Genomic DNA, 25,569 nt, shown 5'->3' with positions numbered 1-25,569 from the left:
GCATGCTGACGGCGGACCGTGACGCCTTCTATGATGAGGCCGTTCTCCTGCTGCGCCGCGTCCGCAGGCGCGGCAGGCTCCCCATCTGGGCCAACACCCCTGAACGGAATTAGTCGGGATGGCTTAGAGTGCGCGTCCATGCGCGGGTGCTTTGTCTTTCTTGCAGTGCTGGGGCTGTTGTCCGGATGCAGCCACTACGGCCTTCCTCCTCCCAACGCGAACCATGGTCACCTGACCATGGCGATGGACGCCTACCTGCGGCACAAGGCCTCCTATCCGTATCTCCTGGATGCGGAGAACTTCGGGGTGCCCGTCCTCCGCAGGGCGGAGACCGATGCTCCCGCCCTGGAGTTGGACGCCGCACAGGCGGCCCTCGTCCACGAAGAGGTCGTCCGGACCTTGAAGGGCAAGCCCACGGAAGGCGAGGTCCTCCGGGCGCTGGGGGACCTGCGGGCCGCGTGTGACGCGGGCCATGAGCCGGCATGCACGTACCTGGAGAAGGAGTTCCAAGCGCCCAAGCGCGGCGAACACCCGTTGAGGTACCCGGATGTGAAGAAGCTCCCGGGGGGCGTCGAGTTCGCGGTCGTCATCGTCCAATGCCATATCTCCGCGGACGGGCGGATGCGGGGCTGCGATGTCATCGAGGACGGGGCGGGGGAGTTCTCACGGAGCTTCATCGAGCAACTGGGCGCGCACCCCTTCCAGCCCGCGACGCTCGCCGGCCACCGGTTCGCCTCGGAGTACCTGTTCGCCGTCACGTGCAGCAGGGGAGGGAACTACAAATACAAGCTGCCCCTGGAGCAGAAGATGGGATGGGCCCGGCTGAGGGTGTCACGCTTCCCGGAGAGCTCGGCGGCCTGGATCAACCTGGCCATGCAACTCGCCCTGCACGAACCCCAGGCGCCGGAGTATCCAGCGGTCATCGAACGGGCATACGCGCTGGCGCCCCGGGCCCGGTGGGTCGCCACGGAACATTCATGGCGGCAGGTCCAGGCGGGGCAGTACGCCGCTGCCCTTTCGGCCATCCGCCCCGCGCTGCATGACTCCGAGCAGCGGGAACACCCCAATCCCTACGTGCTGGAAACCGCCGCCGCCGCGCACTTCGGGCTCCATCGGTGTCCCGAGGCGCTGGCCGCGCAACGGCAGGCCGTGGACGAGCTGCCCATCGAGTGGCCCACCCCTGAGCGTGAGCGCTTCAAGCACAGGCTCCAGGAGTACGAAGCCACGTGCGGTGCGGCCCCGGCCGTCAGCGCAAGATGAAGCGTGACAGCCAGTCCGCCGCGTCGCGGGTCGCCTCCTGCCAGTCCGCTTCTCGCATCATGTGGCCGGACTCCGGGAACTCGCGGTGGCGCAGCCGCTCCGGGGCCTCGGCATAGAGGGGCTTCAGTTGCTCGTGGAGCGCCTTCGCGGGACCGGGAGGCACCACGTCGTCCTTCCCTCCGGTCTGGCTGAAGAGGGCCGTGGGGAAGAAGCGCTGCGGGTATCGGTGCGGGCTGGCCGGTCTGGGCAGGCCCCACTCCGGTGAGCCGAGGAACGGCACTGCGGCGCGCAGCCGCGGCTCCCGCACGAGCGCCGCGTAGGTGATGTATCCGCCCAGGGAGACACCGCCGATTCCCAGGCGAGCCGGGTCCGCGCCGTGTTCACCCACCAGCGCATCGAGCAGGGCGGGCACCTCGCTCGCGGTGGCCTCGACCACGTCGAGGAACTCCTCCAGCCCGCGGGGATTCCCATCGGCGAAGCGCGCGTCGAAGTCCGGGAAGCGGCGCTCGCCGTGTCCCACGGCGTCCACGCCCACCGCGAAGAGCCCCTGATCCGCGAAGAGCCGCAGCTCGCGCTCGTGGACCTCCGTGCCCCCGCCCAGCCCGTGGAAGAAGAGGACCACGCCCCGACGGAGCGCTTCCTGCCTCGACCCCTGGTGGACGCCCATCACGGGAGCCCGGGCCAGGACGAAACGCGACGTGTGGAGACTCATGGTCAGACTCCTTTGTGGCGAGGGCACTTGCCGCGAAGTGCTAGACCCCAGGATATGCTCCCCGAGAAGATCTACCTCATCGACCGCTCACCGCAGTTGGTGCGGGCCTGGACGGAAGCCTTTGATCCGTTCGACTTCGTCGCCGTGCGGGAGGAGGACTTCTTCGCCATTCCGACGGATGCCATGGTCAGTCCGGCCAACAGCTTCGGCATCATGGACGGCGGATTGGACCTGGCGATCCGCGACACCCTGGGCCTCCAGGTCCAGGAGGCCGTGCAGCGTGCCATCCTGGCGGAGCACCACGGCGAGCTTCCCGTCGGCGCCGCGGTGGTCGTCCCCTCCGGCGATACGCGCTGGCCGTTTCTCGTGGCCGCGCCGACCATGCGCATCCCGGAGAGCATCGCGCAGACGGTTCACGCCTATCTCGCGTTCCGCGCCGTCCTGCTCGCCGTGAAGCGCCACAACCAGTCCGCGGGCGCTCAGGCCATTCGCACCCTGGTCTGCCCGGGGCTCGGCACTGGCATTGGCGGGATGGATGTCCGGCGCTGCGCCGTCCAGATGCGGATGGCGTTGATGCACGTCCTCGACCCCGCGCGCATCCCATCCTTCCGGGACATCCACCTCGTGCACCGCGCGATGCGCTCCGTGTAGGACGGAGCCTCTCTAAAATCCGCGTGACATCTCCGGATGATGCATTGCGCACGCGCGCGGCCGGGGGCTCAAGGCGCGCGGCGGTCGCCCGTCGCACTCCCGCGCCAGGCCACCGTTCGCCGGAGGGGAAATGTCCCGCATGTGCCTCATCGCCGCGCTCATATGGCTCGCGGCCTGTAACACGCAGGTTTCCAACCCTGAGGAGCACGCGGCCCATGAACAGGTGGTTCAGGGCGAGCTCGAAGTCCGGGTCGTGGATGCGCCGTCGTTCAAGGCGTCACGTGAGGAGTTCTTCCTCTTCGTCGGGGACAAGCATCTGCCGCTGGTCTTCACCGGTGGAACACCGGAGGGGTTGCGCAGCGGTCAGCGGGTAACGCTGCGCGGGACCCAGGGGGAGCAGCGCTTCATGGCCCGGAGCGTGGACGTGGACCGCCACGCCGCGGCCGTGCAGGCCACTTCGGGCGAGTGTGGCGTCACCGGGGTGCAGCGCAGCCTCGTCATCCTCGCGGCCTTCCCGGGCATGCCCCAGCCGGCAGCCACCCCGCAGGGAATCCATGATGCGTTCTTCTCCACCACGCAGCGCTCGCTCGCGACCTACTGGAGTGAGGTGTCCGAGGGCCGCACCACGACCACGGGCAACGTGCGGGGCTGGTACACGCTGGACCGCGCCTATTCCTGCTCGGAGACGGACGCCATGCGTGACGCGGCCGTGCGCGCGGCGGACGCGGACGTGGACTTCCGGCAGTACGACCGCATCTTCATCGTCCACCCCAATCCCACGCAGGGTTGCGCCTACGCGGGGCAGGCCACCTTGTCTTGCGGACAGGTCGCGACGGCGGATGGCACCGTGACGGCCTCCATGGCCTGGCTCGTCGCGGACTGGATGACGAGCCACGACACCGCCGTGAAGCTGGTGACACATGAGGCAGGTCACAACCTCTCGCTGAACCACGCGAGTTCGCGCGACTTCGGCGCGCAGCCGCTGGGCATGCCGGGCACCCTGGGGACCATCGACGAGTACGGGGACCTCTTCTCGTCGATGGGCGATTGGAACCTGGGCCACTACGCGGCGCCGCACAAGGCACGCATCGGCTGGTTGGATTCATCCGCGGTGGCCCAGGTGGAGGGCACCGGCGGCACCTTCACGCTCGCACCGGTGGTGGCGTCCGGTGGACTCAAGGCGCTCAAGGTGCGCCGGCGCGCTGGTGCCAACGACTGGCTTTGGGTGGAGTACCGCCGGCCCGTGGGGTTCTTCGAGTCGACGTTGGCGTCCCAGGTGTTCGGCGGCGCGCTCATCCACCTGGAGGACGCGGACACGCGGGATGGCACCCACCTGCTCGACTTCACGCCGGGGACGTCCTCCTGGGGCGACCCAGCCCTGTTGCCGGGCACGACGTGGAATGACCCGTACAGCGACCTCTCCCTCACGGTGGATGCGGCGACGGCCGCGGGGCTGACGGTGAGCATCCAGTACCGCACGACGACCTGTGTGCAGGCCGTGCCCGAAGTGCGGGTGACGCCCCTGGAGCCGACCTTCTGGCCCGGAGCGCGGCCGGAGTTCGCGCTGGAGTTGATCAACCGGGATTCGGCCGGCTGCGGTCCGAGCACCTTCCAACTCTCCGCCATCATCCCCCCGGGCTGGGGCTTTGACCCGCTGCCCGCGCAGCGCACGGTCGCCGCCTCCAGCACCGACACCCTGGGCCTCCAGACATATGTGCCCTACAGCACGCCGCCCGGGCTCTACACGGCGGGTGTCACCATCACGAGAGGCAGTCAGAGTGTGCAGGGCACTGCCACGGTGGAGGTCGTCGAGCGTTGCATCGCGACGCCGCCCACGCTGTCGCTCTCGCCCGCGACCGTGACGGCGGCCCCGGGCTCGGACGTCACGTGGACGGTGAGCGTCATCAACAACGACTCCGCCTCGTGCAATTGGGTCTGGTACGACTTCTGGAGCACCCTGCCGGATGGCTGGGACACGTCCTTGTCTGACTGGGGCGTCAACCTGCCTCCGGGCGGCGACTACACCTTCACGATGACCAAGACCGTGCCTCCAGGCGCGCGCGGCACGCACACCGTGGACCTGATCATCAATCAAGATGAGTTCGGCATCGCGGCCAGTGCCACGGCCACGGTGAACGTGGTCGGCAGCGCGCGGTGACGGAAGCGGCGGTCCGCGTGCACCTCCCGACGCGGACCGCCTGCCTCTCCCTGTTGCCACCCGGCGCGTGCCGGGTTCCTCCCTACGGGCCGAAGCGCTGCCGGTACTCAGAGGACGTGATGAGTCCGTTGACGACGCCCCTGTAATCCCCCGTATCGAGCAGGTACCGGTACCAGAAGAGGACGCCGTCGGGGTCGCGGGTGCGTTGGAGGAACTTCCAATAGACGTGGTTGAGGAATGCGTCGTCGTAGTTGGGCGATGACGGGTTGAGCTCGGGGTACATCGACTGGCTCTCCGGCGACCGGAGCATGTCGAGCGCGATGGTGGCCCGGGTGGAGGCCACGCACGTCGGGTCGCCATTGCACGCGTTCAGCAGACCCAGATGGTAGTTCCACCCGGAGGTGTCTGGCTTGCGCTTGAGCACGTCGTAGTAGAGCTGCTGCACGAAGAAGCTCGACTGGGCAATGGGGTTGGCCGCTCCGTAGCTGACCGCGGCATTCACGGCGGCGGTCGCGTCGACGATGCCAATGCCGCACCCCATGCAAGCCGCCGGGAAGGGCCTGGACGTGGAGCGCAACAACGAGGTCACCGCGTCGACTCGCAAGAATGGGTTGGCCGACAACATCAGCGCCGCCACGCCCGCCACGTGCGGCGCGGCCATGGAGGTGCCGGAGCTGTAGTCATACGTGTCGCTCCCCGGGACGGTGGTGCCCGAGTTGTACGTCGAGAGGACATTCTCCCCGGGCGCCGCGAGCGCCACCGTCGGACCGTGATTCGAGAACCACGACCGGGCGCCCGATGCATCCAGCGAGGCCACGGCGACCACCCCCGGGCAATTGGCCGGCGCGGAGTTTGCGGCGTCAGTGCCGCTGTTGCCCGCGGCAACAACCACGACCGCCCCCCGGAGCCGAGCGCTGTCGATGGCATTGGCGTAGGTGTAGTTGCAGGCGCCGGGGCCCCCCAGCGACAGATTGATCACGCGCGCGGGAGTCGTGTTGTCAGGCACTCCAGCGACCGGCGCGCCCGCGGCCCACTGGATGCCGTCCGCGATGTCAGACGTGTAGCCGCCGCACATGCCAAGCACGCGCACCGGCAGGATTCTGGCGCCATGGGCCACGCCCGCGACGCCCAGGCCATTGTTCGTCAGAGCGCCGATGGTGCCGGCCACGTGGGTGCCGTGCCATGAGCTGGTCTGTCGATTGGGATCGCTGACGCACCAGTCGCCCGGATCCCGCGCATCGCCGTCGCGCCCATCGCCGTCATTGGGATTGACGGCACCACCCCAGAAGGGAAGCGTGACGAAGTCGTATCCCCCCAGGAGGTTGGCGGCCAGGTCGACATGCGGGCGATACCCGGTGTTCACCACCGCGACGACCACGCCGGCCCCTCGGGCGCGGTCCCACGCGGCGGGGGCGTTGATGCCCGGAAGGGAAGGGGAGAGATTGGGCTGGAAGGCGTAGAGCGGATCATTCGGCACCAGCGTGGGCCGCATGATGAGGTCCGGCTCGGCGTACTCCACCTCCGGGTTGGCGCCGGATATCCGCTGGGCCAACGCCAGGGCTTCCTCATACGCCATCTTCCGGTCCACGGCCCACACCTGCGCTCCCCGCCCGTCGGTGCGCAGTTGCCGGGCGCCCAGTCCGCGCTGCAGGGCCACGTCCATGACCTGGCGGCTTGCCAACCGCGCGGCGTCGGCGCTCTTCCGGGCCGCGGCATGGTCGCGGTAGCGGACGATGATGCGGTCCGTGGGATACGGATCCACCGCCCGGGTTTGCTGGCCCGAGGACCCGAACGCGAGCAGGGGCGTCAGCGTCAAAAAGGCAGCCAATCCCCTGGCGCGAGGATGAAGTGAAGAATGCACTGTCATGGCAAGGGTCCTTGAGAGGATGGGGGGCTGCCATCGAACCAGAAAGGGCCTCCAAGGCGGTATCGGAAACAGGAGGGTCAGTTCCTCGTGAACGTGAACTTGAATTCCCTCTCAAGAACGTCCATTCGCGTGGCGAGCGAGTAGTTGTCCCGGGCCTCCAGGTCGTACTTTCCGGCGTAAAGCAGCCCAACCGCCTCATTCGTCTCGGCATCGACCCAGACGGACCCCGAGTCGCCATGGTCGGCGACGGCGCCGCCTGCGAAGGGCATGATGACGAACTGCACGCCCTTGTCATTGGTGACAGGGGACTGGATTGCCTGGATGATCAGCATTCTGTCGTCGAGATGATGAACCCGCCCGTAGGTGACTCCGGTCACCGCCCCTGACTTCTTCACGATCATGCCGAGGCGTGGGGCCACTGCTGGCCCAATGAGATACGGCGGATTCCCACGGGCGTAGAAGCTGAAGTTGACGTTGTCTTCCAAGGGGCAGATGGCGACATCCAGCGCCTTGTTGGCAAGCATCGGCGTCGCATAGGCGATGACACGCGCCAGGCGATTTCCACCCCCGCCGTACTTGGGGTGGAAGATGGGGAGCAACTTGTTGGTCGTGGCCTTGGTCCACCAGGCCGGCAGCGGCCTTTCGTACAAGGTTGCTCGCATGGGCATCCGCTGCTGGAGCTCCTTCTGTTGCTCGGCCTCATCCGAAAACGCGACGTGGTGGTTCGTCAGAAGGCAATTGACGCCTCCAATCTGGACGAACGCACCCAGAGTTCCTTTGTCCGCGATGGTCGCACCACTGATGGACAGCCCGGGAGTCACCTGGATGTGAGTCTCTTCAGGCGGCGCAGGCTTCCTGTTGAGCGTCGTTGGCATTGCGTCCTTGGGGATGGAATGGGGTGCAGGAGGGGCGGCAGCAATCCATGTGCCAGCGCGGGCCGGCTCGTGGAGGATGGGCTCACACCGGGAGCGCTGCGTCCGAAGATAACGCAGCGCTGGCCGGGAAGGACGCGCTTCGCTGGGGCGTCAGCCGTACAGCTCACTGAGCGGTCCGGGCGCGATGCGCGTGCTGAACTCCAGCCCGAGTTGAAGTACGAGTAGGAGCTGTCGCTGGCGCGCTGGCCCTCGTCGTCGAACCCGGAGGTCTTCGCGGGGTCGTCCTTGAAGCCCAGGGCCAGGTGCTCGTAGCCCAGCCAGCGTCGCGGTGCGGTGGGGCGGGTTGGGCTCGGGCTCCTGCGGAGCGGGTCTTTCTGGCAGAGTGTGTGCTTTCGCTGGGGGCCCGCCATGCAGAGCAGTGTCATCACGGAAGTGTTCCTGCCGATTGCCCTGGGGGTGATCATGCTCGGCCTCGGGCTGAGCCTCACCCTCGCGGACTTCCGCCGCGTGGCGGTGTATCCGCGCGCGGCGCTGGTGGGCCTGGGCTGTCAGACGCTGCTCATGCCCGCGGTCTGTTACGCCATCGCGACCGGCTTCGGGCTGCCTCCCCAACTCGCCGTGGGGTTGATGCTGCTCTCCGCCACGCCGGGCGGTGCGACCGCGAACCTCTTCAGCCACCTGGCCAAGGGCGATGTCGCGCTGAACGTCAGCCTGACGGCGGTCAACAGCGTGCTGTCGTTGCTCACGCTGCCGCTCATCGTGAACTTCTCCCTGGCGCACTTCATGGGGGAGGAGCGCGCCATTCCGTTGCAGTTCGCCAAGATCGTCCAGGTGTTCGGCATCGTCCTGGTGCCCATCTCGCTGGGAATGCTTGTGCGCGCGAAGCGGCCGGCGCTCGCGAATGGCCTGGACCGGCCCGTGCGCATCATCTCGGCGCTGTTCCTGGTGCTCGTGGTGCTCGCGGCGACGCTCAAGGAGCGGGACCAGCTGGGCACGTACTTCCAGAGCGTGGGGCTCGCGGCGCTTGCCTTCAACCTGGCCAGCATGGCGGTGGGTTTCGTGGTGCCCATCCTGCTGCGTGTCGAGCGCAAGCAGGCGGTGGCGATCGCGATGGAGGTGGGCATCCACAACGGCACGCTCGCCATCGCCATTGCCTCCAGCCCCCGGTTGCTCAATGACGGCGTGATGGCCATTCCCGCGGCCATCTACAGCGTCATCATGTTCTTCACCGCCGGGGTCTTCGGCGCCCTGGTCGCCCGGAGACAGGCCACGAGCGCGACCGCGGAGGAGCTGCAGCCGCGCAGGGCTCCGTGAACGTCCTTGTCCGTGCACGGCTGAAGCACTGACACGACAGGCCTGCTCCCCCAGGACACCTCACGGGGGAACAGGCCTGTTCACGACGACCGCTGGGTTACACCTGCCGCGGGTCGCTCAGTACGTGCAGCGCAGGACCTGGCGGTAGGTGCCGCACTGGCTGAAGTCCGTCGTGCCCGCGGGCTTCGAGTGGTAGCAGGCGGAGACGGCGGGGTCGCAGGGCGCGCTGGGCCAGACGTCGTAGGCGTCGCCGTCGGTGAGCGCGAACTCCGTCACGCGCGCCACCAGCCGGGCGGTCTTCTGCATCGTCGCGCCGTTGTCGCCGCCAGCACTGAAGGCGAGCGGAACCGTGTGCGGGTCGATGGCCTCGTGCAGCTTCGTGTACGTCCAGTCGAGCTTGTAGTTGGGCCGGCCGTAGACGGACGGGATGCCGTCCGGCGCCGTGACGGAGAGCCAGTCGGTGTACCCGGCGACCGCGGCGTGGCCCCGGTAGATGAGGTTTTCGTTGCCCTGGACGACGTAGCGGGGGGTGACGGCCTCGTCGATCCAGATGCCCGAGTCGCCACGGAAGTCGTAGAAGCGCGGGGCCACCACGATGCGCGCGGTATACGAGCGCGGCGTGCCCGTGTTGGTGGTGACCTTGACGAAGAGCGGCAGGCCCGAGAGCATCGTGTTGAGCTCGTGCCCCTCGTGGAGGACGATCTCGAACCGGCGCTCGCTGATGACGTTCGCGTCGCCGAAGGCGTCGTCCGGAACGAAGCTGAGGACGTCCGCGAGGTAGCGGTTCGCGGTGGCGCGGATGACGAGCGCGCGGACGCCGTCACGCTGCTCGAAGGTGCCGAGCGTCTCGAAGCTCAGCTCGTTGTTGCCCACCGTGGCGTAGAGGCGGGTCGCCGTCTCCGCGGCGGTGCTGACGCCCAGCTCCTCCTGGGACTCGGCTTCGATGGGGGTGTTGTCACAGGCCGCGAGCGCGGTGAGGCAGGTCAATGCAAGGGCACGTAGATGCATGGGGGGATCTCCAGGTGAAGCATTATCTGTATCACACGCCCCTGACACCGCCCCTGATTGGGATTGTGCCAGCCTTGTCACAAGACACTCGTCACGGCTCTTCCTCCCGATGGGGGAATGGGGTCCACTTGGCGCCCCTCCACGAACGGGTGCCTGCTCCATGACGAAGAAGACGGTTGCTTCCGATGTGAACCCGACGGGGCTCTCCCGCCGCACGCTCCTCGGGGCCGCGGCGGCCGTGACGGGGGCGCTGGCCGCCCGCGATGCGCGCGCCGCCACGCCGACCGCCGCCGCGCCCGGGGCGTTCGCGCTCGAGGAAGCGACCGTCGCGGAGCTGCGCGCGGGCCTGGAGTCCGGCAAGCACACCGCGCGCGGGCTGACGGAGGCCTACCTCGAGCGCATCCGTGCGCTCGACCGCACCGGGGACCTGCCGTTGTGTTCGGTCATCGAACTGAACCCCGACGCGCTCACGCTGGCCGACGCGCTGGACGCCGAGCGCAAGGCGAAGGGCGCGCGCGGGCCGCTGCACGGCATCCCCGTGCTCATCAAGGACAACATCGCCACGGCGGACAAGATGCAGACCACCGCGGGCTCGCTCGCGCTGGTGGGCGCTGTTCCCCCGCGTGACGCGTTCATCGTGGAGCGGCTGCGCGCCGCTGGCGCCGTCCTCCTGGGCAAGACGAACCTCAGCGAGTGGGCCAACTTCCGCTCCACGCACTCGATGAGCGGCTGGAGCGGACGTGGCGGCCTGTGCCGCAATCCCTATGCGCTCGACCGGACCCCTTCCGGTTCAAGCTCCGGTTCGGGCGCGGCCACCGCGGCCAGCTTCTGCGCCGTGTCGGTGGGCACGGAGACGGACGGCTCCATCGTCTCACCCGCGTCCGCGTGTGCGCTGGTGGGTTTGAAGCCCACGGTGGGGCTCGTCAGCCGCGCGGGCATCATCCCCATCTCCTCGACCCAGGACACCGCGGGTCCCATGACGCGCACCGTGGCGGACGCCGCGGCGCTGCTGAGCGTGCTCGCGGGCGAGGACCCACGCGACGCGGCCACCGCCGCGGGCAAGGGCCGCGCCCACCCGGACTACACGAAGTTCCTCGACCTCCAGGGGCTCAAGGGGGCGCGCATCGGTGTCCCGCGCGAGCGGTTCTTTGGCTACCACCCGGCCACGGACGCGGTCGTGGAGCGCGCGCTCGAAGTGATGAAGGCGCAAGGGGCCGTGCTGGTGGATCCGGTGGTGCTGCCCAACCTGGCGAAGCTCGACGAGCCTGAGTTGGAGGTGATGCTGTATGAGTTCAAGGCGGGCCTGGAGGCCTGGCTCGCACAGCTGGGGGAGGGCGCCCCCGTGCGGACGCTCGCGGACCTCATCGCCTTCAACGAGAAGAACCGCGAACGCGAGATGCCCTACTTCGGCCAGGAGCTGCTGCTCCAGGCGCAGAAGAAGGGCCCGCTCACGGACACCGCCTACAAGAAGGCGCTCGCGGCGTGCCGCCGGTATTCGCGCGCCGAGGGCCTGGACGCGGTGATGAACAAGCACAAGTTGGATGCGCTCGTGGCTCCGACGCAGGCACCGGCGGGGCCCATCGACCTGGTGCTGGGCGACCACTGGCTGGGCAGCAGCTCCACGCCCGCCGCCGTGTCCGGCTACCCGACCCTGACGGTGCCCGCGGGTGACGTGTACGGGCTGCCGGTGGGGGTGTCCTTCCTCGGCCGCGCCTGGAGTGAGTCCGTGTTGCTCAAGCTCGCCTATGCCTACGAGCAGGCCTCGCACGCGCGGCGCAAGCCTGGATTCGTCCGGAGCGTGGACCTGCGCGGCGCGTAGGGGAGGGCGGAGGCTTCGGCCGCTACATGAAGCCGAAGCCCTTCTTGACGAGCAGCTTTCTGGAGGAGCTTGCCTTCACGGTGGTGAGCTCGATGGTGTCTTCGCTCACGCCGGTGACGTCCTCCTTCAGCTCACCGACGAACTTACCGTACTCCCCCGTCTTGGGATTCAGGACCAGGATGGAGACGATCTCGTCGTAGCCGTAGATGTCGAACTTGCACGACATCCCTCCCATGCTTCCACATTTGAGCTTGATCTGGATCGCCGCGTTCGTGGCGAAGCTGTCCAGGATGCCCCGGGCCGCCAGACAACTGTAGATCTTGATGGTGATCGCCTTGTCGGTCAGCCCGTCCGAGAACACCCGTGAGGCAAGCTCGTGCGGCTGGAGGACTTCCTGGGTGCCACCTTCCATGGGGCCCCGGTCGACCATGTGGTTCGGCGTCACGTCGCCGTGGCCAATGATGTAGAGCGTGTCACCGCTCTTCAGGTCGCCGAGCGGCTTGTCCGGGCCGTGTCGCACCCGCACCAGGTCCTTGGTCCAGCCCCGCGTCTCCTCTGCCTTGATCCACCTGTCGATGAGGTCTTCGATGCAGTCGCTCTTGAAGGGATTGTAGAGAAACACTCTGGGCATGTGCGTCATTGCACCATGCGTCCCCCTTCGAAGTCGAGCCGCACCGTCAACCGTACGGGGCAATGCATTGCTCGCGCTACAGGAAGCCATCGTGTGCTCGCTGAATGCGATGCTGGCCGAACTGGGCGAGCACGGCCTCCAGAACCAGGCGCTGTGGGAAGGGGCCGTGCCGGGCAATGGCGGCGACCTTGATGTCGCCGGGATGACCCGGGACTGCGCGGCCGCATGGCAGGAGGTGATGCGCCTGCGTGAGGCCGGCTGTGAAAGCCAGGCGCTGGTTTCACCGTATGTCGGCGGTTGGATGGACCCCATCGGTTCGCCGGACTGGCTGGACAGGCTGCGGCAGGGAGTGGCACGTCGAGACGCGAAGTGGGTCGACCGACTCACCCGAAGTCTTCGCGACGACGAAGCGTCCGACTGACGCCGCGCCCACTGACCTGGGATGCGTCTGCCCTTACGTCTCAGCGCCAGTCCTCCTCGGCCCCTCCACTCCAGCTCTTACCCTCAACATGGCTTCTCTCCCGCCTATACGCGTCCCAACAGCTACCTCCAGTCCTGCATGACTCCGAAGCCCTGGGCGACGAACTCGGAGCACTCACCGTCACCGAGGACGGACTGGTCGTGCTCAAGGTCGGTAAGGGGACGTCCCGCATCAGCATCTACAGTCGCTACCGGAAGAACTACCTGGATTGGGTGGAGAAGACCCACGGCCGGGCAGCTCGAAAGGCGGCGGAGGTTCGCATTGGCAGCGGTAACCCCATGCACCACCTCATCCCGGACGCGGTTGCCCAGAGACATCCGCTGATCCGCAAGGCCCTGGAGCGGATCGAGGGCTACACCATCGACCGAGGCACGAACATCCTCGACATGCCCTGCAAGGATCCGAAGGGGAAGATCATGCACCTGGGCAGCCATCCCAAATACAACAGCTACGTCACCACGCTGCTGGATGATGCACTGGAATCACTGGATGACGCCCTGGGTAAGCGCAAGCCCGGCTCCAACCTGACGCCGCGCGAGATCGAAGACGCGCTCCTCGAAATCGAGATGAACCTTCGCGAGGCCATCGAGTCTGGCAACCTCCCCATGGATGTCCTCAAGGAGTTGAGCGAGGATGGAATCGTCGTGGGCAAGAAGCTGGCGCTGCTGGAGTTGCCCTCCCACGAGGAGTCGCTCACGGCATGATGTACGCATTGACGGCCGACATCTCGCACATCGAGGAGGAAGGTGTCTTCGACGCTACCCTCATTGAGTTCGACGGCTTCGAGTCCGTCACGTTCCACAAGCCGGGCATCGACTATCAACGGGAGCGAGGCGCTCCCGAGGTCATCGAGTTCGTCGGCAACTTGAAGAACGCGGCCCGGCTCGATCACCTGTTCACCGCGCCCCGGGGGCTGCTGCTGCTCTCTCGGCGCATGATGGGGGTACTCGAATCCGTGGGGCCGTTCCGCCACCGACTCATCCCCACGGTCATCTACGCGGAACGCATCAAGTCCCTGGTGCGCGACCGCTTCACCGGGCAACGGACCTGGCACGCGTTAGAAGACCCGACCCTGAAGAACGAGGACTTCGTCATCCTCCAACTGCTGGAGGAGACCGACTGCCTCGACCGCGAACGTACCCTGGTGAAAGGGGTGCCCTTCCACCAGTCCAGAGCGGGATTGCTAGGCAAGGAGAAGGCGCACCCCCTTGTCCTCGAACCTCCAGTGGGAGGTTTTCCTCCGGTGTTCTCCGTCCCCGAATTCTCCTTCTACTGCTTCACGGAGGAGGCCCGGCAGGCGTGTGAACGCGCGGAACGGAAGGGGCTCTGGTGGCGTCCCCAACGGTGACGAACCTGCCCTGAGCCGCTACTTCCGCGGGGGCTTCGGCGCTTCCGCGGGTGGCGCCTTGGGGAAGGCGAGGTAGCCCTTCTCGGTGTACCAGGCGAGCACCTCCACCTGCAGCCGGCCCGCCTTGACCATCGGGTCCTGCTCGGCGAGCTGCCGCGCCTCCTGCTTCGTGGCCGTGCGGTAGATGCATGCGCCGCGCATGCCCACGTCGTCCTGCTCGTCGAAGGGGCCCGCGAGCACCATCTTCCCGCTCTCCCCCATGCGATTGAGGTGCGCGAGGTGCTCGCCCTGCAGCTTCTGGAGGGCATCGGGCTCCATCTTGGGCGCGTTGGGCGCGCGCTTGAGCAGGACGAGGTAGTGCTTGTCGAACTCGACCTTCTCCTCGGCCGGGGCCGCGGCCTTCGTTGCCGGCGCGCCTGGCGCGGCAGGAGTGGAGGAGAGGGCGAGCAACAGCAGCGTGGTGGTGAGCATGGTGTGTGGGCACCCTAGGGGGCTGACCCGACATCGTGCCATTGTCCCGCGGTGAAACCGGGTGCTCCGCGAGCCGGAACCGTTGAGGCTCCGGCTCGCTGCCGCCGTTGAGCGCGGCGGGCTATCCGCCCCGCCCCTCGAGCGCCAGCCCGCTGCTGTGCGCGGCGGTATACGCGTGCGCGGGGTGGGCGACAGGCTCCTCCACGGGCGCGGGCTGCATGAGGCCCGCCCCCAGGAGCGCACCCTCGAGCGAGCCGTGCATCCGCCCTTCGAGCAGGTGCTTCGAGAGCGGCTCGAGCGCGGCCTCCAGGTGGGGCGGCACCTTCACCAGGGCCAGGTGCGCGCTGCGCACGGCGAGGAACTCCGCCAGGTACTGGAGCGTCGCCACACCGGCGGCGTCCACCAGCGACACCCTCGACAGGTCGATGACCACCAGCTTCGCCCAGGGCGGACCGTCCACGAGGTCGTAGAGCTTGAGGTGGTTGATGAACAGGATGGGCCCGTCCACACGCGCCACCATGAGGTCCAGCGCCTCGGGGGCGTTGAGCGCTTCCGGCGCCTGCATGTGCAGGCCGCGCTGCAGCTGCGACGCATCCGTCACCCGCTGCACCTCCAGCCGCAGGGCGCCATGGCGACGCACGTAGAGGAGGCTCGCCAGCGCGAGACCGGCCCCGATGCCGACAAACACGTTGAACATTGCGATTCCCAGCGCGGTGACGAGCACCACGCTCAACGTCGACTTGGATTGATTCCACATGGCAACAAGGCCCTCCAGATTGAGCAGGCGCACCCCCACGACCAGCAGGATGGCGGTAAGTGCGGCAATGGGGATGCGCGCCACCAGCGGCGCGAGCAGCGCCATGGCCACGAAGAGCCACAGTGCATGCATGACGGAAGCGGCGCGGGTGCGCGCGCCCGCTTGAATGGAAGCGCTGGCGCGCACGATGGCGCCCATCACCGGGAATCCGCCAATCAGTCCGGCGGTGATGTTGGCCAGGCCTTGCGCCATCAGGTCCTGGTCCAGGTCACTGTGGGTGCTCGCACCCGTGAGCGCATCGAGCGAGCTCGTCGCGAGCAGCGAGCCGAGCGACGCAAGCAGCGCGAGGCCGAAGGCCGCCGGCAGGAGGCTCGCGAGGTGCACGCCCTCGAAGGACGGCAGCGTCGGCATGGGCAGCGAGCGCGGCAAGGCGCCCACCGCGTCGTAGCCCGCCCCGAGCCAGACCATGAGCACGGTGCCAATCGTCAGCCCCACGAGCACCGCGGGGATGCGCTTGTGCACCTTGGGCAGGGCCACCATGGCCAGCGCCGTGAGGGCTCCGGCGGCAACCCCGAGCCAGCCCACGCGCTCGCCCCAGTTGTGCTGCAGCGCGAGCGCCACGGCGTCCGCGTGCGTGTCCTCCACCGCGAACAGCCGCGGCAGTTGCGTGTTGAGCAACAGCAGACCAATGCCCACCGTGAAGCCCATCACCACCGGACGTGGGATGAGCCGCGCGAACCGCCCGGCGCGCAGGAGCCCCAACGCCACCTGCATGGCGCCCGCGAGCACCGTGGCGATGGCGAGGCCCACGGCCCCGTGCGCCGCCACGATGGCCGCGGCCAGGGGCAGCAGCGCCGCCTCCGGGCCCGTGACCTGGAAGCGGCTGCCGCTGAACAGCCCGCCCACGACGCCCGCCACCACGCCGGAGACGAGTCCCACGCTCGCGGGCAGTCCCGCGGCGGTCGCGAGCGCGACATTGAGAGGAAGTGCCACGCACGCCACGCTCAGGCCGGCGGCTGCGTCGGCTGGCAGGCTGCTGGGCTGTACCATCTCGCGCCAGCTGTGGATGAGCTCGCCCGCACGCCGGGTCGAGAAGGATGGCTTGGAGAGAGCGGTCGTCGAACGCATGGACGACACGCCTTTCAGGGGCCGTGCCAAGGGCCGTCTCAGAGGGGAGCGTGCCCCGCTGTCGGTCCATCCCCTCAGCGCCCCTGTCGGCTCGGACCAACACTGTTGGGACCGACAGACGGCCGTGCGAAGTGACGGGCCGTGCGCGCGGACGCGGGTTAGATTGCGCGCCATGTTGGTGCTTCGACTGCGTGCCCGGCTCTTGTTGTCCTACGCGGTGGTTACCGCGCTGCTGGTGGCCGCCTTCTCCCAGATGGCCGTGGGCCTCATGCGCACCCACGAGGTGGTGGCGAGCGTGGGCCGCGAGGAGCTCGCCTCCTTCGAGCGAGAGCAGCGCGTGTACGTCGCGGCCTGGGCGCTCGAGCTGGCGGTGCGGCGCGGAGTGGTGGCCTGTGAGCAGCACGACAGCAGCGCGGCCTCCGTGCACCGCGCTGTCGCCAGCGCGCGCCACGTGCTGCAGACCGCGCTCGGCACCGGCACGGTGCATCTGGATGCGGGCATCCGCGCGAGCGCCCAGGACTATGTGCAGTACGCCCTGCAATTGGAGCAGGCCGGCACCTGTGAGTCGATGCTGTCGTTTCCCCTGCGTGAGCGGCGGCTGCACCTGGATGAGGTCCTCACCACGGTGTGGTCCGAGCGCACGCGGGACATGCGCCTGGCCATCCAGGCGAAGGAGGACCAGGCGCGCTCCATCGGGTCGGCGGCGCTGAGCTCAGGCGGGCTTTTCGGCCTCCTGGGCATCGTCGCCGCGGGAGTGCTCGCCTTGTCGCAGGCTCGCGCGGTGTCGAACTCGGTGGCGCTGCTCTCCACGCATGCGCGCCGCATTGGCCAGGGTGACTTCAGCCCGCTGCCTCCATTGCGCGGCCCCGAGGAGCTGCGCGCGCTCTCGCTGGACCTGGACCGCATGCGGGGGCGCCTGGCGGAGTTGGATCAGCTCAAGAGCGCGTTCGTGGCCTCGGTGTCCCACGACCTGCGCACGCCGCTGGCCCGGGTGCGCGAGGCCCTCTCGCTCCTGGGCGATGGCAGCACGGGCCCCCTGACGCCGCAGCAGGCCCGCGTGGTGAAGCTCGCACAGGCCGCGTGCGAGCGTGAGATTCGCATGGTGACCTCCGTGTTGGACCTGTCGCGCGTTCAGTCCGGCCAGCCGCTGCAGCGCAATGCCGGGGCCTCGGTGGACCTGATTGTCCAGAACGTCCTCCGGGACCTCGCCTTCGAAGCGGATGAGCGCAAGGTCCAGCTGGTGTACGAGCCAGCCGCGAAGCCCGTGCGTGCGCCCATCGATGACCCCTTGGTCGAGCGTGCCCTGTCCAACCTGGTGAGCAACGCCATCGCTGTCTCCAGCGCGGGCAAGACGGTGCGCATCACGTGTGAGCTGGTGACCCGCAAGCGCCCTGGCGCCGCCAGCTCCGTGCCCGCGGTCCAGCTGTCCGTCGCGGACCAGGGCCCGGGCGTGCCCGCGCACGCGCGTGATTGGATCTTCCGGCCCTTCGCGAGCCTTGAAGTGGGCGGGCGCCGCAGCACGGGGCTGGGCCTGACCATCGCGCGCGAGATGATCACCGCGCACGGCGGTGAGCTGTCGCTCGCGGACACGTCCGGGCCCGGCGCCACCTTCACCTTCTGGATTCCCCTTGAAGACCCTGCGTCCCCTGGAGGCCGTCTTGACGCCTGAGTCCCCCGTCCAGCAGCCCCATGTGCTCCTGGTGGACGATGACCTCCAGCTCGCGGAGCTCATGTCCATGCGGATGACGTCACGCGGCTACCGCGTGACCGTGGAGGGCGAGGGCAAGAGCGCACTGCGCCGGCTCTCGCAGGAGCGCGTGGACGCGATGGTGCTCGACCTGCGCCTGGAGGACATGGATGGCATGGACGTGCTCCGGGCCGCGCGACAGCGGGCCCCCGAGCTGTCCGTCATCATGCTCACCGCGCACGGCTCCATCGAGACCGCGGTGCAGGCCATGCAGGAGGGCGCCTACGGCTTTCTCACCAAGCCGTTTCACGACCACGAACTCATGCAGAAGCTCACGCACGCGCTCGAGCGCTCGCTGCTGCGCCGGGAGGTGGCCGAGCTGCGGCGGCGCATGGGGGAAGAGGGCGAGCCCCTGCTCCTGGGCATCAGCGAGGCCATTTCGCGCGTGCGCGAGGTGATTGCCCGCATTGCCCCCACCGACGCCACCGTCCTGCTCACCGGCGAGAGTGGCACCGGCAAGGAGCTGGCGGCGCGGATGCTCCACGTGCTCTCGCGCCGCAACGCGGGGCGCTTCGTCGCCGTCAACTGCGGCGCCCTTCCGCCAGAGCTGCTGGAGAGCGAGCTGTTTGGACACGTGAAGGGCGCGTTCTCCGGCGCCGTGCGCGAGCGCGAGGGCCTGTTTGGCGCGGCCAACGGCGGCACGCTGTTCCTGGATGAGATTGGCGAGGCGTCCCCGTCCGTGCAGGTGAAGCTCCTGCGCGTGCTGCAGGAGCAGCGGCTCACGCGCGTGGGCGCGGACGTGGAGGAGTCCGTGGACGTGCGGGTGGTCGCCGCCACCAACCGGGACCTCGCGGAGGAGGTGGCCGCGAAGCGCTTTCGTCAGGACCTCTACTTCCGGCTGCACGTGGTGCCCATCGAACTGCCACCCCTGCGCGAGCGGCTGGAGGACATCCCCTTGCTCGCGCAGCTCTTCCTGGAGCGCACCGCGAACCGCTATGGCCTGCGTCCGCCACGCCTGGCGCCCGCGACGGTGGAGCTGATGCAGCGCTATGGCTGGCCTGGCAACGTCCGGGAGCTCATCCACGAGATGGAGGCCGCGGTGCTCCTGGCCGGCGCGGACGAGCTTCAACCGCGACATGTGCCGCGCCTGGGGCAGGCGCTGGAGCGGCCCCCCGCCGAGAGCGCGCAGCTGCCGGGTGTTCCCGTCGGGGCCGAGGCCTTGCCATCGCTGCGCGAGGCCCGCGATGCCTTCGAGCGCGCCTACCTCGCGGAGGCCATGCGCCGCAGCAGCGGCAGTGTCAGCGCCGCGGCTCGAATGGCCGGGCGCAACCGGAGCGACTTCTACGACCTGCTCAAGCGGCACGGCCTGTCCGCCGCTGACTTCAAGGAAACACCCTAGGGCGGGTCCTCACGCCATACCCACAGTGCCCTGGCGTTGGCATTGCAAAACCAGGGAAAAGCAGGCGAACCTTACGCATTCCCCGGGAGACACCATGGGCAAGATGAAGACGACCTCCTCCATCAATCAGGCCAGGCACTCGGTGCAGAACAACCCGATTGCCTCCAAAGCCCAGGTGCAGGCCGCGCAGGCGCAGGCGCAGGCCAAGCCGAAGAAGGAGCCGGCCCTCAAGCCGCCCCCGGAGCACAAGGTCTTCACGGACGGCTTTGGCGGCGCGGTGTACGGCTCCAAGAACCCGGACAAGACGCTGAAGCTGGACGACGGCAAGGCCCTGACGAACGAGCACCAGCGGCTGGCGGGCCTGGAGGCGAATGCGCGCACCGAGGGGGTGAAGGGGCGGAAGGAGGGCGGCGCGGGCCTGAGCAAGAACACCAACTTCTTCGCCACGTCCTTCGGCGCGGTCCACACGCAGGGGGCCTACACGAAGTCGGCGGGCTCCACCGTGCCTCCTCCGGAGGCGATGAAGCGCATGTACCACCCCAACGTGCATGACCTGACGAATGACGGCAAGCGCGTGTCCGTCAGCGGGATGAAGGACTCGTCGACGAAGACGCCCGGTTACGAGTTCAGCGGCTCCAAGGTCGCGGGCTCGGACGACTTCGGCCGCACCCCCAAGCGCAACGCGCTGCAATCCGGAGCGCCCGCGGAGGCCCGGTATTCGAAGCCCAATCCGCCCAGCGCGGACTTCAACACGACCTTCGCGCACAGCGAGCAGTCCGACGCCGCGAGGCTGATGGCGCCGGGCGCGGCGAAGGACATCGCCGCGTCCTTCAAGGGCACGCTGCCGCCGGGCTCGAAGATCCACGCGGTGACGTACAGCGGCCACACCACGCGCTTCACCTGCGCCAACTGCGAGTACACGACGGGCCACCTGGCGAAGAACCCGGGCCTGTTCCGCAAGGACCTGAGCGCGGAGTTGCAGGCGCAGGGCTTCCAGGTGCCGAAGGACGGCGTGCGCCTGTTGCCCATCATCTCCGCCCACGAGAAGACGAACGGCGTGCGGCAGAATCCCCAGACTCCGCGCCGTCCGCTGGAGGCGGGGGAGGTCGACCTCAAGGACCTCGCCGGCAAGGGCAAGTTCATCGAGACGCCGCTCGCCAACGTGAAGTGAGCCGCGCGCTCCTTCCCTCCAGGATCCGCTTTCGATGATGACCTCTTCCGAGACGCAATCGCTTCGCCAGCTCGCGGATTGTCAGACGCCGGAGTACGGCGCGGTGTCCGTGCATGGCACCACCTGCACGGACGACGGCTGCCTGTGCGACACCGTGAACCTGAAGGTGACCGCGGGCGGCGAGCAGAAGGCCCTGACTCTCACCTCCGACGGCACCTTGTTGGATGACGAGCTGCGCCCCGCCGAGGACCGCTGGGGCGGCGTCGTGCGCGCGGCGTCGCAGGCGCCCGGCTTCCAGGAGGGCTTCGACACGCTGGTGACCCAGCGCCGCACGCAGGTGCTGGAAGCGATGGGCCGGCTGGAGGGCGCCTTCGAGGTGCAGCTGCCGGAGTCGCTGCTGGGTGAGGGCGCGGATCTGGAGCGCGACATCCTGGGCCGCGTGGAGCTGGACGGGCAGCGCTACGCCTGGCGCATCGAGCTGTGCTCGGACCCCAAGTGTGAGTGTGAGAACCTCTTCCTGGTGGTGTGGCTGCCCGGGGAGCCCCAGCGCGCCGTGTTCGCCATCACTGCGGACGGCCGCTGGATGGTGGAGCAGGCTGGGAACGCGGCCCTGACCATGGACGCGGTGGAAGGGGCGCTGGTGGCCACGGAGGCGTTCCAGGCGCTGCTCGGCCAGATGCGCGTGGAGCGCATCCTCCAGAAGTATCACCGCTCCTTGCGAGGGCCCTCGGCCGTCTGAGGCGGGCCCACGACCACCTGCCCGTCCTTCATCACGAACCGGACCTGCTTCAACGCCCGAATGTCTTTCAGTGGATTCCCCTCCACCGCGAGCAGGTCCGCGAGCTTGTTCGGCGCGAGCGAGCCAACCCGGTCCTGCATGCGCAGCAGCTCCGCCGCGTTCACGGTCGCGGCACGCAGGATGTCCACGGGTTTGAGCCCCGCCTCGGCATAGGCGATGAACCACTTCACGGTGGCCTGGCCGCGCGTCAATCCTGGCATCACGATGTACATGTCCGAGCCGGCTGCGATCCGCACACCCGCGGCCACCGCGCGGCGGAGGCGTTCCTGGGCCTTGGCCATGTTTTTCTTGCAGCGCTCCTTCATCTGACGCCGGCGCTCGGCATTGCCGGTCTGGGTATCGAAGGAGTCGCACACGTCCATCGGGCCATCCGTCGGTACCAGGAAGATGCGATTGCGGACCATGGGCGCCAGCACGTCATCGGGGAGCGAGTACCCATGCTCGATGGAGTCGACGCCCGCCTGGACCGCGATGCGGATGCTGTCGACGGTGGTGGTGTGCGCCGCCACCGGGCGCTTCATGCGGTGGGCCTCCTCGACGATGACCTTCAGCTCCTCCAAGGAGAGGAGGTTGTGCCCGTTGTCGACGATGACCTTGATGCAGTCCGCGCCGTCCATGAGCGCCTGCCGCACGGCGCGCCGGGCCTCCTCCACGCCGGAGACGGTGACGTACTCCTGCTCGATGAGGGACTGCGCCGGAGGTTGGAGCGTGGGGAACTGACCGCCCTGGGGCGCGAGCGCGCGGGTGCAGGCGGAGATGCGCGGGCCCTGCACCCAGCCACGCTGGATGGCGTTGCGCAGCGCCACGTCGCCGTTGACCCCTGAGTTGCCCACGTCGCGCACCGTGGTGACGCCCGCCTCGAGCATCTCGCGGCCCAGCTTCGCGCCCATGAGCGCTCGCTCGGTGGTGCCGTTCTGGGCGACGGGGGTGAGGAGTCCGTCGACTCCGTTCTCCGGGTCGACCTCCAGCAGCAGGTGCGAATGCGCGTCGATCAGCCCGGGCAGCAGGGTGACGTCGCCCAGGTCGATGATCCGTGTCCCCGAGGGGATGGGGAGGCCGGTGCCCACGGCCTGGATGGACGAGCCTTCGATGAGCACGACCGCATCCGGAAGGAGCCGCTCACTCTTCCCGTCGAAGAGCCTGGCGGCCCGGAGGGCAATGCGCGGGGGCTCCGAGGGAGAGGGCGTCTGGCCCCAGGACGGCAGGGAAGCGCAGCACAGGAGGAGCGTGCCAACGACAGTCGTCAACAGGCGTCGGGACTTGGATGGCAAGGCGTGGCTCCTGGGTGCGCGCGGCTCAGTCATCGCACGCTTGCCGTCCCATCTCCTGAAAGCAAGCTCCCCGCGGCTACGGCATCCCGGGGGGCCTATCGGGGGGCGAAGGAGCCTTCGATGATCGAGCCGTAGATGCTGTTTCCGTAGAACGTCGGATTGCCTGGCAGCACCATGCCCACGGAGCCGTCGAAGGACGTTGCGTTTGGAAAGCGCGGGTAGCCGTCCATGTCCATTCCCAGCAGGCCGGGGAGGTACAAATCCATCTGGAGCGCGAGCTCGCCCGACACGCTCGTCAGCTCAACGGGCCTCATATAGACGTAGGAAATGGGCTGTGAGGTATCCGCTTCCAGGATGAACTGCATGGGAAGGCCCTGAAACGCTGGGATGACCTGGTGTTGCAAGACATCCGAGTGCTCGCCTCCGAACTGGAGGGTGATGGGGCTCGTCTGGATGATGAGTAGCTTGCGGAAATCCTCCTCGGCCCGGGTCGCCGTCGTCGACTCGAAGCTGATGACGAAGGGAACGGTCTTCTCCCACAGCTCATTGAAGAAGCCGAGGTAGTCGGGAGGGAAGTAGGGGGGAGGCGGAGGGCGAGGCCCGAACTTGAAGGATCCGGAAATCCACCCACCGTCGTCCACACTGAACCCCACGTCCGTGAGGATCTCTCCGGGGACTTTGAAGAGGAACCGCACCGGGCGCATCTCCCCCTCCGCCAGCGTGAACCGCATGGGGTTCGGAGACACCAACGTGGCCTGCACCGTCTGGCCGGGCGCGTCGGTGCGCTCGATGTGCCACGAGCCATTCATCTGGATCGAATAGTCGCCAGCGATCAGCGGCACGCTCACCGTGTCCGCCGACGTGTCGGTGATGGTCACGGACTGTTCCCCCGTGATGACGAACGTCGCCCCCACGAGCTTGTAGGTCCGCCCCGCCGCCGACGTTGAGACCAGGGGCAACTCCAGCGTCCCCTCACCCTTTTGCATGATGGGGCTGGGCTGCACGGACGAACCACCGCATGCGACCGCCAGCAGCACAATCGCTGTCATGAAACACTTCGTAAAGCTCTGCATGGAACTCCCCCTCACGAGAGGAGGGACGATAGGGTTTTGGACATTTCAGCGTCAAGTCAGGCGGGTTCTCACGGAGGGCGCGAGCGCGGGGCTTGCGATATCAACCAGGAAGGCGCGGAGGACGGAGGCGAAGGCCACGCTTCGCGCGGACGCACCTTGAGTGGACCCCGCGCGCACCGGGCCGGCATGGTTCCCGTGGTCCTTGGCGTCGCGCTGGAGTTCTTGGGCCGGGGTGGCGACGGCGGCGTGCCGGTGGTGCTGCTGGCCGGACAGGGCAACACGGCGTGCACCTTCGGTGACTTCAGTCCGCGCCTCACGGACCGGTTCCATGAGGTGGCCCTCATGCGCCGGGGGGCGGCCTCTCCAGCAAGGCCGAGGTCGGGAGCACGGGCGGCTGGCGAAGAGGGTGTGCTGAAAAAGCGAAAGGCCCGGAACCTTTCGGTTCCGGGCCTCTCTAGTGGCGAGGAGTACGGGACTTGAACCCGTGGCCTCCGGCGTGACAGGCCGGCGTTCTAACCAACTGAACTAACTCCCCACAAAAATCTATATGGGCGGAACAGGGATTGAACCTGTGACCATCGCCTTGTAAGGGCGCCGCTCTACCGCTGAGCTATCCGCCCTGCGCGGCCCCGCCGTGATTCAGTGAGGCGGCTTGTACCGTCCTCGTTCGGCCCCGTCAAGCATCTGTTTTCGGGCCCCCTGAATCACGCTCCGCTCCCTCGGAAGGGGGCGGATCCGACGGGCGCGGATCCGCCTGCTAGGCCCGGACCTTCCACCGACGCACGCGGCGGCGGGAACGGGGAATCATCACCACGGCGCCCACCAGCAGGGCCACCGGCACGAACACCAACATCGTCTGCATCATCGCCTCCATGCCCGACACCATACGGAGGCCCTCTGACATCCTGACGGGGAGTTCGTGACTTTCAGGAAACGACACTCCAAGCCGCCGGGTTTCCAGCCGTCCTGGCGAGCAGGGGGCCGGACTGCGAGTGGAGGACTATTCGCCTCGGGGAGGACCCCCCCGGCCGCCGTGGCCGGGACCGTGCGAGCGGCGCTCCGATTCCAGGAGCGTGCGGGCCTGGGTCTTCTGGGCATCCGTCAGGACCTGCTCGGCCTCCTGGTATGCCGCCATGTCGTTGGCGCGGAGTTGCTGGAACAGGCCTCGCGCCTGCTCATGGGCGGCCTGGTCCTGGGCGGACGGCGTGCCCTGGGTGCGGTCCGGCGGCGCGGGCGGGCGCAGGGCCTCCAGGGACTGCTTCACGGGCGCGTTCTTCGCGTCGAGCGCCGTTTGAATCCGGGTCAGGCTCGCGGCCTGGGCGTCGGTGAGGGCCAGGTCCTGGCGGTGGTCGATGATCACCTGGACGGGCGACTTGCGCTCGAAGGGGGGCGGCCGGCGCGCGCCCTGGGACGCGTCCTGCGTGGTGGTGGTGGATCCGGCGAAGGTGGGAACGGCGAACAGCAGGCCCAGCATGAACAGATGGCGCTTCATGGTGATGTGTACCTCCAGCTTGCGCGTGATGACCGCACCCGGAAGCCGTTGGCCTGATGGCACGGTGGACACCGTGAGGGACCGACTGGGAGGGGTTTGTCCCCCACGGCGTCCCGTGCCGTTCAGGCCCGGGGCTCCCGGGCTGACACGGTGCAAGGTGCTCCCGCCATGTGCCGCGAAAATGTCCCGCGCGTTAC

Annotated in this window: 23 protein-coding genes and 2 tRNA genes; 12 read left to right on the top strand and 13 right to left on the bottom strand. The window is 68.2% G+C overall.

The annotated features are described in order from the left end of the window. Nucleotides 1-138: 138 nt before the first annotated feature. The gene (locus D7Y11_RS03760; protein ID WP_126933037.1) at nucleotides 139-1,260 is read left to right on the top strand and encodes a hypothetical protein; all 1,122 of its coding nucleotides are present in this window, start codon (nucleotides 139-141) and stop codon (nucleotides 1,258-1,260) included. On the opposite strand, the gene D7Y11_RS03755 is transcribed toward D7Y11_RS03760, so the two are convergent. Further along, nucleotides 1,247-1,972 (bottom strand): S9 family peptidase, encoded by a 726-nt coding sequence (locus tag D7Y11_RS03755; RefSeq protein WP_126933036.1) that lies wholly within the window; start codon nucleotides 1,970-1,972, stop codon nucleotides 1,247-1,249. The genes D7Y11_RS03760 and D7Y11_RS03755 overlap by 14 nt on opposite strands. Nucleotides 1,973-2,026: 54 nt before the next feature. Between D7Y11_RS03755 and D7Y11_RS03750 the strand changes: the two genes are divergently transcribed. Both D7Y11_RS03750 and D7Y11_RS03745 read left to right on the top strand, forming a co-directional pair. Next, entirely contained in the window at nucleotides 2,027-2,623 is a 597-nt protein-coding gene (locus D7Y11_RS03750) for a macro domain-containing protein (RefSeq protein ID WP_120575205.1), read from the top strand. Between the two features lie 130 nt (nucleotides 2,624-2,753). Continuing rightward, on the top strand, nucleotides 2,754-4,781 hold the full coding sequence (locus D7Y11_RS03745; RefSeq protein WP_126933035.1) for a zinc-dependent metalloprotease family protein: 2,028 nt from the start codon (nucleotides 2,754-2,756) through the stop codon (nucleotides 4,779-4,781). Nucleotides 4,782-4,863: 82 nt separating this feature from the next. Here the strand turns inward: D7Y11_RS03745 and D7Y11_RS03740 are convergent, their stop codons facing one another. Together D7Y11_RS03740 and D7Y11_RS03735 are read right to left on the bottom strand one after the other, a co-directional pair. Then, on the bottom strand, nucleotides 4,864-6,597 hold the full coding sequence (locus tag D7Y11_RS03740) for a S8 family serine peptidase (RefSeq protein ID WP_199753685.1): 1,734 nt from the start codon (nucleotides 6,595-6,597) through the stop codon (nucleotides 4,864-4,866). Nucleotides 6,598-6,725: 128 nt separating this feature from the next. Continuing rightward, a complete protein-coding gene (locus tag D7Y11_RS03735) occupies nucleotides 6,726-7,523 on the bottom strand; it encodes a hypothetical protein (protein WP_126933034.1) in 798 nt (265 codons plus the stop codon). A 408-nt stretch (nucleotides 7,524-7,931) separates the two neighbouring features. Between D7Y11_RS03735 and D7Y11_RS03730 the strand changes: the two genes are divergently transcribed. Then, a complete protein-coding gene (locus D7Y11_RS03730) occupies nucleotides 7,932-8,837 on the top strand; it encodes a bile acid:sodium symporter family protein (RefSeq protein ID WP_126933033.1) in 906 nt (301 codons plus the stop codon). Nucleotides 8,838-8,954: 117 nt separating this feature from the next. On the opposite strand, the gene D7Y11_RS03725 is transcribed toward D7Y11_RS03730, so the two are convergent. Continuing rightward, the gene (locus D7Y11_RS03725) at nucleotides 8,955-9,845 is read right to left on the bottom strand and encodes a hypothetical protein (RefSeq protein WP_126933032.1); all 891 of its coding nucleotides are present in this window, start codon (nucleotides 9,843-9,845) and stop codon (nucleotides 8,955-8,957) included. Between the two features lie 160 nt (nucleotides 9,846-10,005). Between D7Y11_RS03725 and D7Y11_RS03720 the strand changes: the two genes are divergently transcribed. Next, nucleotides 10,006-11,664 (top strand): amidase, encoded by a 1,659-nt coding sequence (locus tag D7Y11_RS03720; protein ID WP_126933031.1) that lies wholly within the window; start codon nucleotides 10,006-10,008, stop codon nucleotides 11,662-11,664. A 22-nt stretch (nucleotides 11,665-11,686) separates the two neighbouring features. Here D7Y11_RS03720 and D7Y11_RS03715 read toward each other — a convergent pair whose 3' ends face one another. Next, on the bottom strand, nucleotides 11,687-12,295 hold the full coding sequence (locus D7Y11_RS03715; RefSeq protein ID WP_126933030.1) for a hypothetical protein: 609 nt from the start codon (nucleotides 12,293-12,295) through the stop codon (nucleotides 11,687-11,689). A gap of 91 nt (nucleotides 12,296-12,386) precedes the next feature. Between D7Y11_RS03715 and D7Y11_RS03710 the strand changes: the two genes are divergently transcribed. The 3 genes from D7Y11_RS03710 (at nucleotide 12,387) to D7Y11_RS43735 (ending at nucleotide 14,124) form a co-directional block, all read left to right on the top strand. After that, nucleotides 12,387-12,716 carry a hypothetical protein gene (locus D7Y11_RS03710; protein ID WP_126933029.1) on the top strand — a complete coding sequence of 110 codons (330 nt, stop codon included), beginning with the start codon at nucleotides 12,387-12,389 and terminating at the stop codon, nucleotides 12,714-12,716. A gap of 200 nt (nucleotides 12,717-12,916) precedes the next feature. Further along, complete coding sequence (locus tag D7Y11_RS03705) at nucleotides 12,917-13,480, top strand: AHH domain-containing protein (protein WP_120575214.1); 564 nt, start codon at nucleotides 12,917-12,919, stop codon at nucleotides 13,478-13,480. Further along, nucleotides 13,477-14,124: a hypothetical protein gene (locus D7Y11_RS43735; protein ID WP_169819534.1), complete on the top strand. Its 648-nt coding sequence runs from the start codon at nucleotides 13,477-13,479 to the stop codon at nucleotides 14,122-14,124. Before D7Y11_RS03705 ends, D7Y11_RS43735 begins: the two co-directional genes overlap by 4 nt. A gap of 18 nt (nucleotides 14,125-14,142) precedes the next feature. Here D7Y11_RS43735 and D7Y11_RS03695 read toward each other — a convergent pair whose 3' ends face one another. After that, complete coding sequence (locus D7Y11_RS03695) at nucleotides 14,143-14,595, bottom strand: YciI family protein (protein WP_126933028.1); 453 nt, start codon at nucleotides 14,593-14,595, stop codon at nucleotides 14,143-14,145. 121 nt (nucleotides 14,596-14,716) lie between these two features. Next, nucleotides 14,717-16,480, bottom strand: coding sequence for a SulP family inorganic anion transporter (locus D7Y11_RS03690; protein WP_158641885.1), 1,764 nt, complete (start codon nucleotides 16,478-16,480; stop codon nucleotides 14,717-14,719). Between the two features lie 172 nt (nucleotides 16,481-16,652). On the opposite strand from D7Y11_RS03690, the gene D7Y11_RS03685 reads away from it, so the two are divergent. The 4 genes from D7Y11_RS03685 (at nucleotide 16,653) to D7Y11_RS03670 (ending at nucleotide 21,476) form a co-directional block, all read left to right on the top strand. Then, entirely contained in the window at nucleotides 16,653-18,149 is a 1,497-nt protein-coding gene (locus D7Y11_RS03685) for a HAMP domain-containing sensor histidine kinase (RefSeq protein WP_158628999.1), read from the top strand. Next, nucleotides 18,139-19,566 carry a sigma-54 dependent transcriptional regulator gene (locus D7Y11_RS03680; RefSeq protein WP_126933040.1) on the top strand — a complete coding sequence of 476 codons (1,428 nt, stop codon included), beginning with the start codon at nucleotides 18,139-18,141 and terminating at the stop codon, nucleotides 19,564-19,566. Before D7Y11_RS03685 ends, D7Y11_RS03680 begins: the two co-directional genes overlap by 11 nt. Before the next feature lie 94 nt (nucleotides 19,567-19,660). After that, entirely contained in the window at nucleotides 19,661-20,737 is a 1,077-nt protein-coding gene (locus tag D7Y11_RS03675) for a hypothetical protein (RefSeq protein WP_126933025.1), read from the top strand. A 34-nt stretch (nucleotides 20,738-20,771) separates the two neighbouring features. Next, nucleotides 20,772-21,476, top strand: coding sequence for a hypothetical protein (locus tag D7Y11_RS03670; RefSeq protein ID WP_126933024.1), 705 nt, complete (start codon nucleotides 20,772-20,774; stop codon nucleotides 21,474-21,476). On the opposite strand, the gene D7Y11_RS03665 is transcribed toward D7Y11_RS03670, so the two are convergent. The 6 genes from D7Y11_RS03665 to D7Y11_RS03645 all read right to left on the bottom strand — a co-directional run bounded on the left by D7Y11_RS03665 (nucleotide 21,443) and on the right by D7Y11_RS03645 (nucleotide 25,372). Next, the gene (locus D7Y11_RS03665) at nucleotides 21,443-22,807 is read right to left on the bottom strand and encodes an amidohydrolase family protein (RefSeq protein WP_126933023.1); all 1,365 of its coding nucleotides are present in this window, start codon (nucleotides 22,805-22,807) and stop codon (nucleotides 21,443-21,445) included. The genes D7Y11_RS03670 and D7Y11_RS03665 overlap by 34 nt on opposite strands. Before the next feature lie 95 nt (nucleotides 22,808-22,902). Then, nucleotides 22,903-23,856, bottom strand: coding sequence for a hypothetical protein (locus D7Y11_RS03660; RefSeq protein ID WP_126933022.1), 954 nt, complete (start codon nucleotides 23,854-23,856; stop codon nucleotides 22,903-22,905). Between the two features lie 482 nt (nucleotides 23,857-24,338). Further along, a tRNA-Asp gene (locus tag D7Y11_RS03655) sits at nucleotides 24,339-24,415 on the bottom strand. 13 nt (nucleotides 24,416-24,428) lie between these two features. Next, nucleotides 24,429-24,500 (bottom strand) — tRNA-Val (locus D7Y11_RS03650). A 137-nt stretch (nucleotides 24,501-24,637) separates the two neighbouring features. Then, nucleotides 24,638-24,766, bottom strand: coding sequence for a hypothetical protein (locus D7Y11_RS44920; protein ID WP_255431012.1), 129 nt, complete (start codon nucleotides 24,764-24,766; stop codon nucleotides 24,638-24,640). Between the two features lie 114 nt (nucleotides 24,767-24,880). After that, nucleotides 24,881-25,372 carry a Spy/CpxP family protein refolding chaperone gene (locus D7Y11_RS03645; RefSeq protein WP_126933021.1) on the bottom strand — a complete coding sequence of 164 codons (492 nt, stop codon included), beginning with the start codon at nucleotides 25,370-25,372 and terminating at the stop codon, nucleotides 24,881-24,883. Nucleotides 25,373-25,569: the final 197 nt, after the last annotated feature.

This window comes from Corallococcus sp. AB018 (assembly GCF_003986945.1).
GTDB classification, from domain to species: Bacteria; Myxococcota; Myxococcia; order Myxococcales; family Myxococcaceae; genus Corallococcus; species Corallococcus exiguus.
Note: the sequence above shows the minus strand (reverse complement) of the source record. Positions and strands in the feature narration are given on the sequence as shown.

Bases quoted from the DNA above. Each gene is read 5' to 3' on its own strand.
- D7Y11_RS03735 (WP_126933034.1), bottom strand. From the start codon at position 7,523: ATGCCAACGACGCTCAACAGGAAGCCTGCGCCGCCTGAAGAGACTCAC.
- D7Y11_RS03720 (WP_126933031.1), top strand. From the start codon at position 10,006: ATGACGAAGAAGACGGTTGCTTCCGATGTGAACCCGACGGGGCTCTCC.
- D7Y11_RS03690 (WP_158641885.1), bottom strand. From the start codon at position 16,480: ATGCGTTCGACGACCGCTCTCTCCAAGCCATCCTTCTCGACCCGGCGT.
- D7Y11_RS03695 (WP_126933028.1), bottom strand. From the start codon at position 14,595: ATGCTCACCACCACGCTGCTGTTGCTCGCCCTCTCCTCCACTCCTGCC.
- D7Y11_RS03750 (WP_120575205.1), top strand. From the start codon at position 2,027: ATGCTCCCCGAGAAGATCTACCTCATCGACCGCTCACCGCAGTTGGTG.
- D7Y11_RS03745 (WP_126933035.1), top strand. From the start codon at position 2,754: ATGTCCCGCATGTGCCTCATCGCCGCGCTCATATGGCTCGCGGCCTGT.
- D7Y11_RS44920 (WP_255431012.1), bottom strand. From the start codon at position 24,766: ATGGTGTCGGGCATGGAGGCGATGATGCAGACGATGTTGGTGTTCGTG.
- D7Y11_RS03670 (WP_126933024.1), top strand. From the start codon at position 20,772: ATGATGACCTCTTCCGAGACGCAATCGCTTCGCCAGCTCGCGGATTGT.
- D7Y11_RS03715 (WP_126933030.1), bottom strand. From the start codon at position 12,295: ATGCCCAGAGTGTTTCTCTACAATCCCTTCAAGAGCGACTGCATCGAA.
- D7Y11_RS03760 (WP_126933037.1), top strand. From the start codon at position 139: ATGCGCGGGTGCTTTGTCTTTCTTGCAGTGCTGGGGCTGTTGTCCGGA.
- D7Y11_RS03730 (WP_126933033.1), top strand. From the start codon at position 7,932: ATGCAGAGCAGTGTCATCACGGAAGTGTTCCTGCCGATTGCCCTGGGG.
- D7Y11_RS03675 (WP_126933025.1), top strand. From the start codon at position 19,661: ATGGGCAAGATGAAGACGACCTCCTCCATCAATCAGGCCAGGCACTCG.
- D7Y11_RS03755 (WP_126933036.1), bottom strand. From the start codon at position 1,972: ATGAGTCTCCACACGTCGCGTTTCGTCCTGGCCCGGGCTCCCGTGATG.
- D7Y11_RS43735 (WP_169819534.1), top strand. From the start codon at position 13,477: ATGATGTACGCATTGACGGCCGACATCTCGCACATCGAGGAGGAAGGT.
- D7Y11_RS03725 (WP_126933032.1), bottom strand. From the start codon at position 9,845: ATGCATCTACGTGCCCTTGCATTGACCTGCCTCACCGCGCTCGCGGCC.
- D7Y11_RS03645 (WP_126933021.1), bottom strand. From the start codon at position 25,372: ATGAAGCGCCATCTGTTCATGCTGGGCCTGCTGTTCGCCGTTCCCACC.
- D7Y11_RS03685 (WP_158628999.1), top strand. From the start codon at position 16,653: ATGTTGGTGCTTCGACTGCGTGCCCGGCTCTTGTTGTCCTACGCGGTG.
- D7Y11_RS03660 (WP_126933022.1), bottom strand. From the start codon at position 23,856: ATGACAGCGATTGTGCTGCTGGCGGTCGCATGCGGTGGTTCGTCCGTG.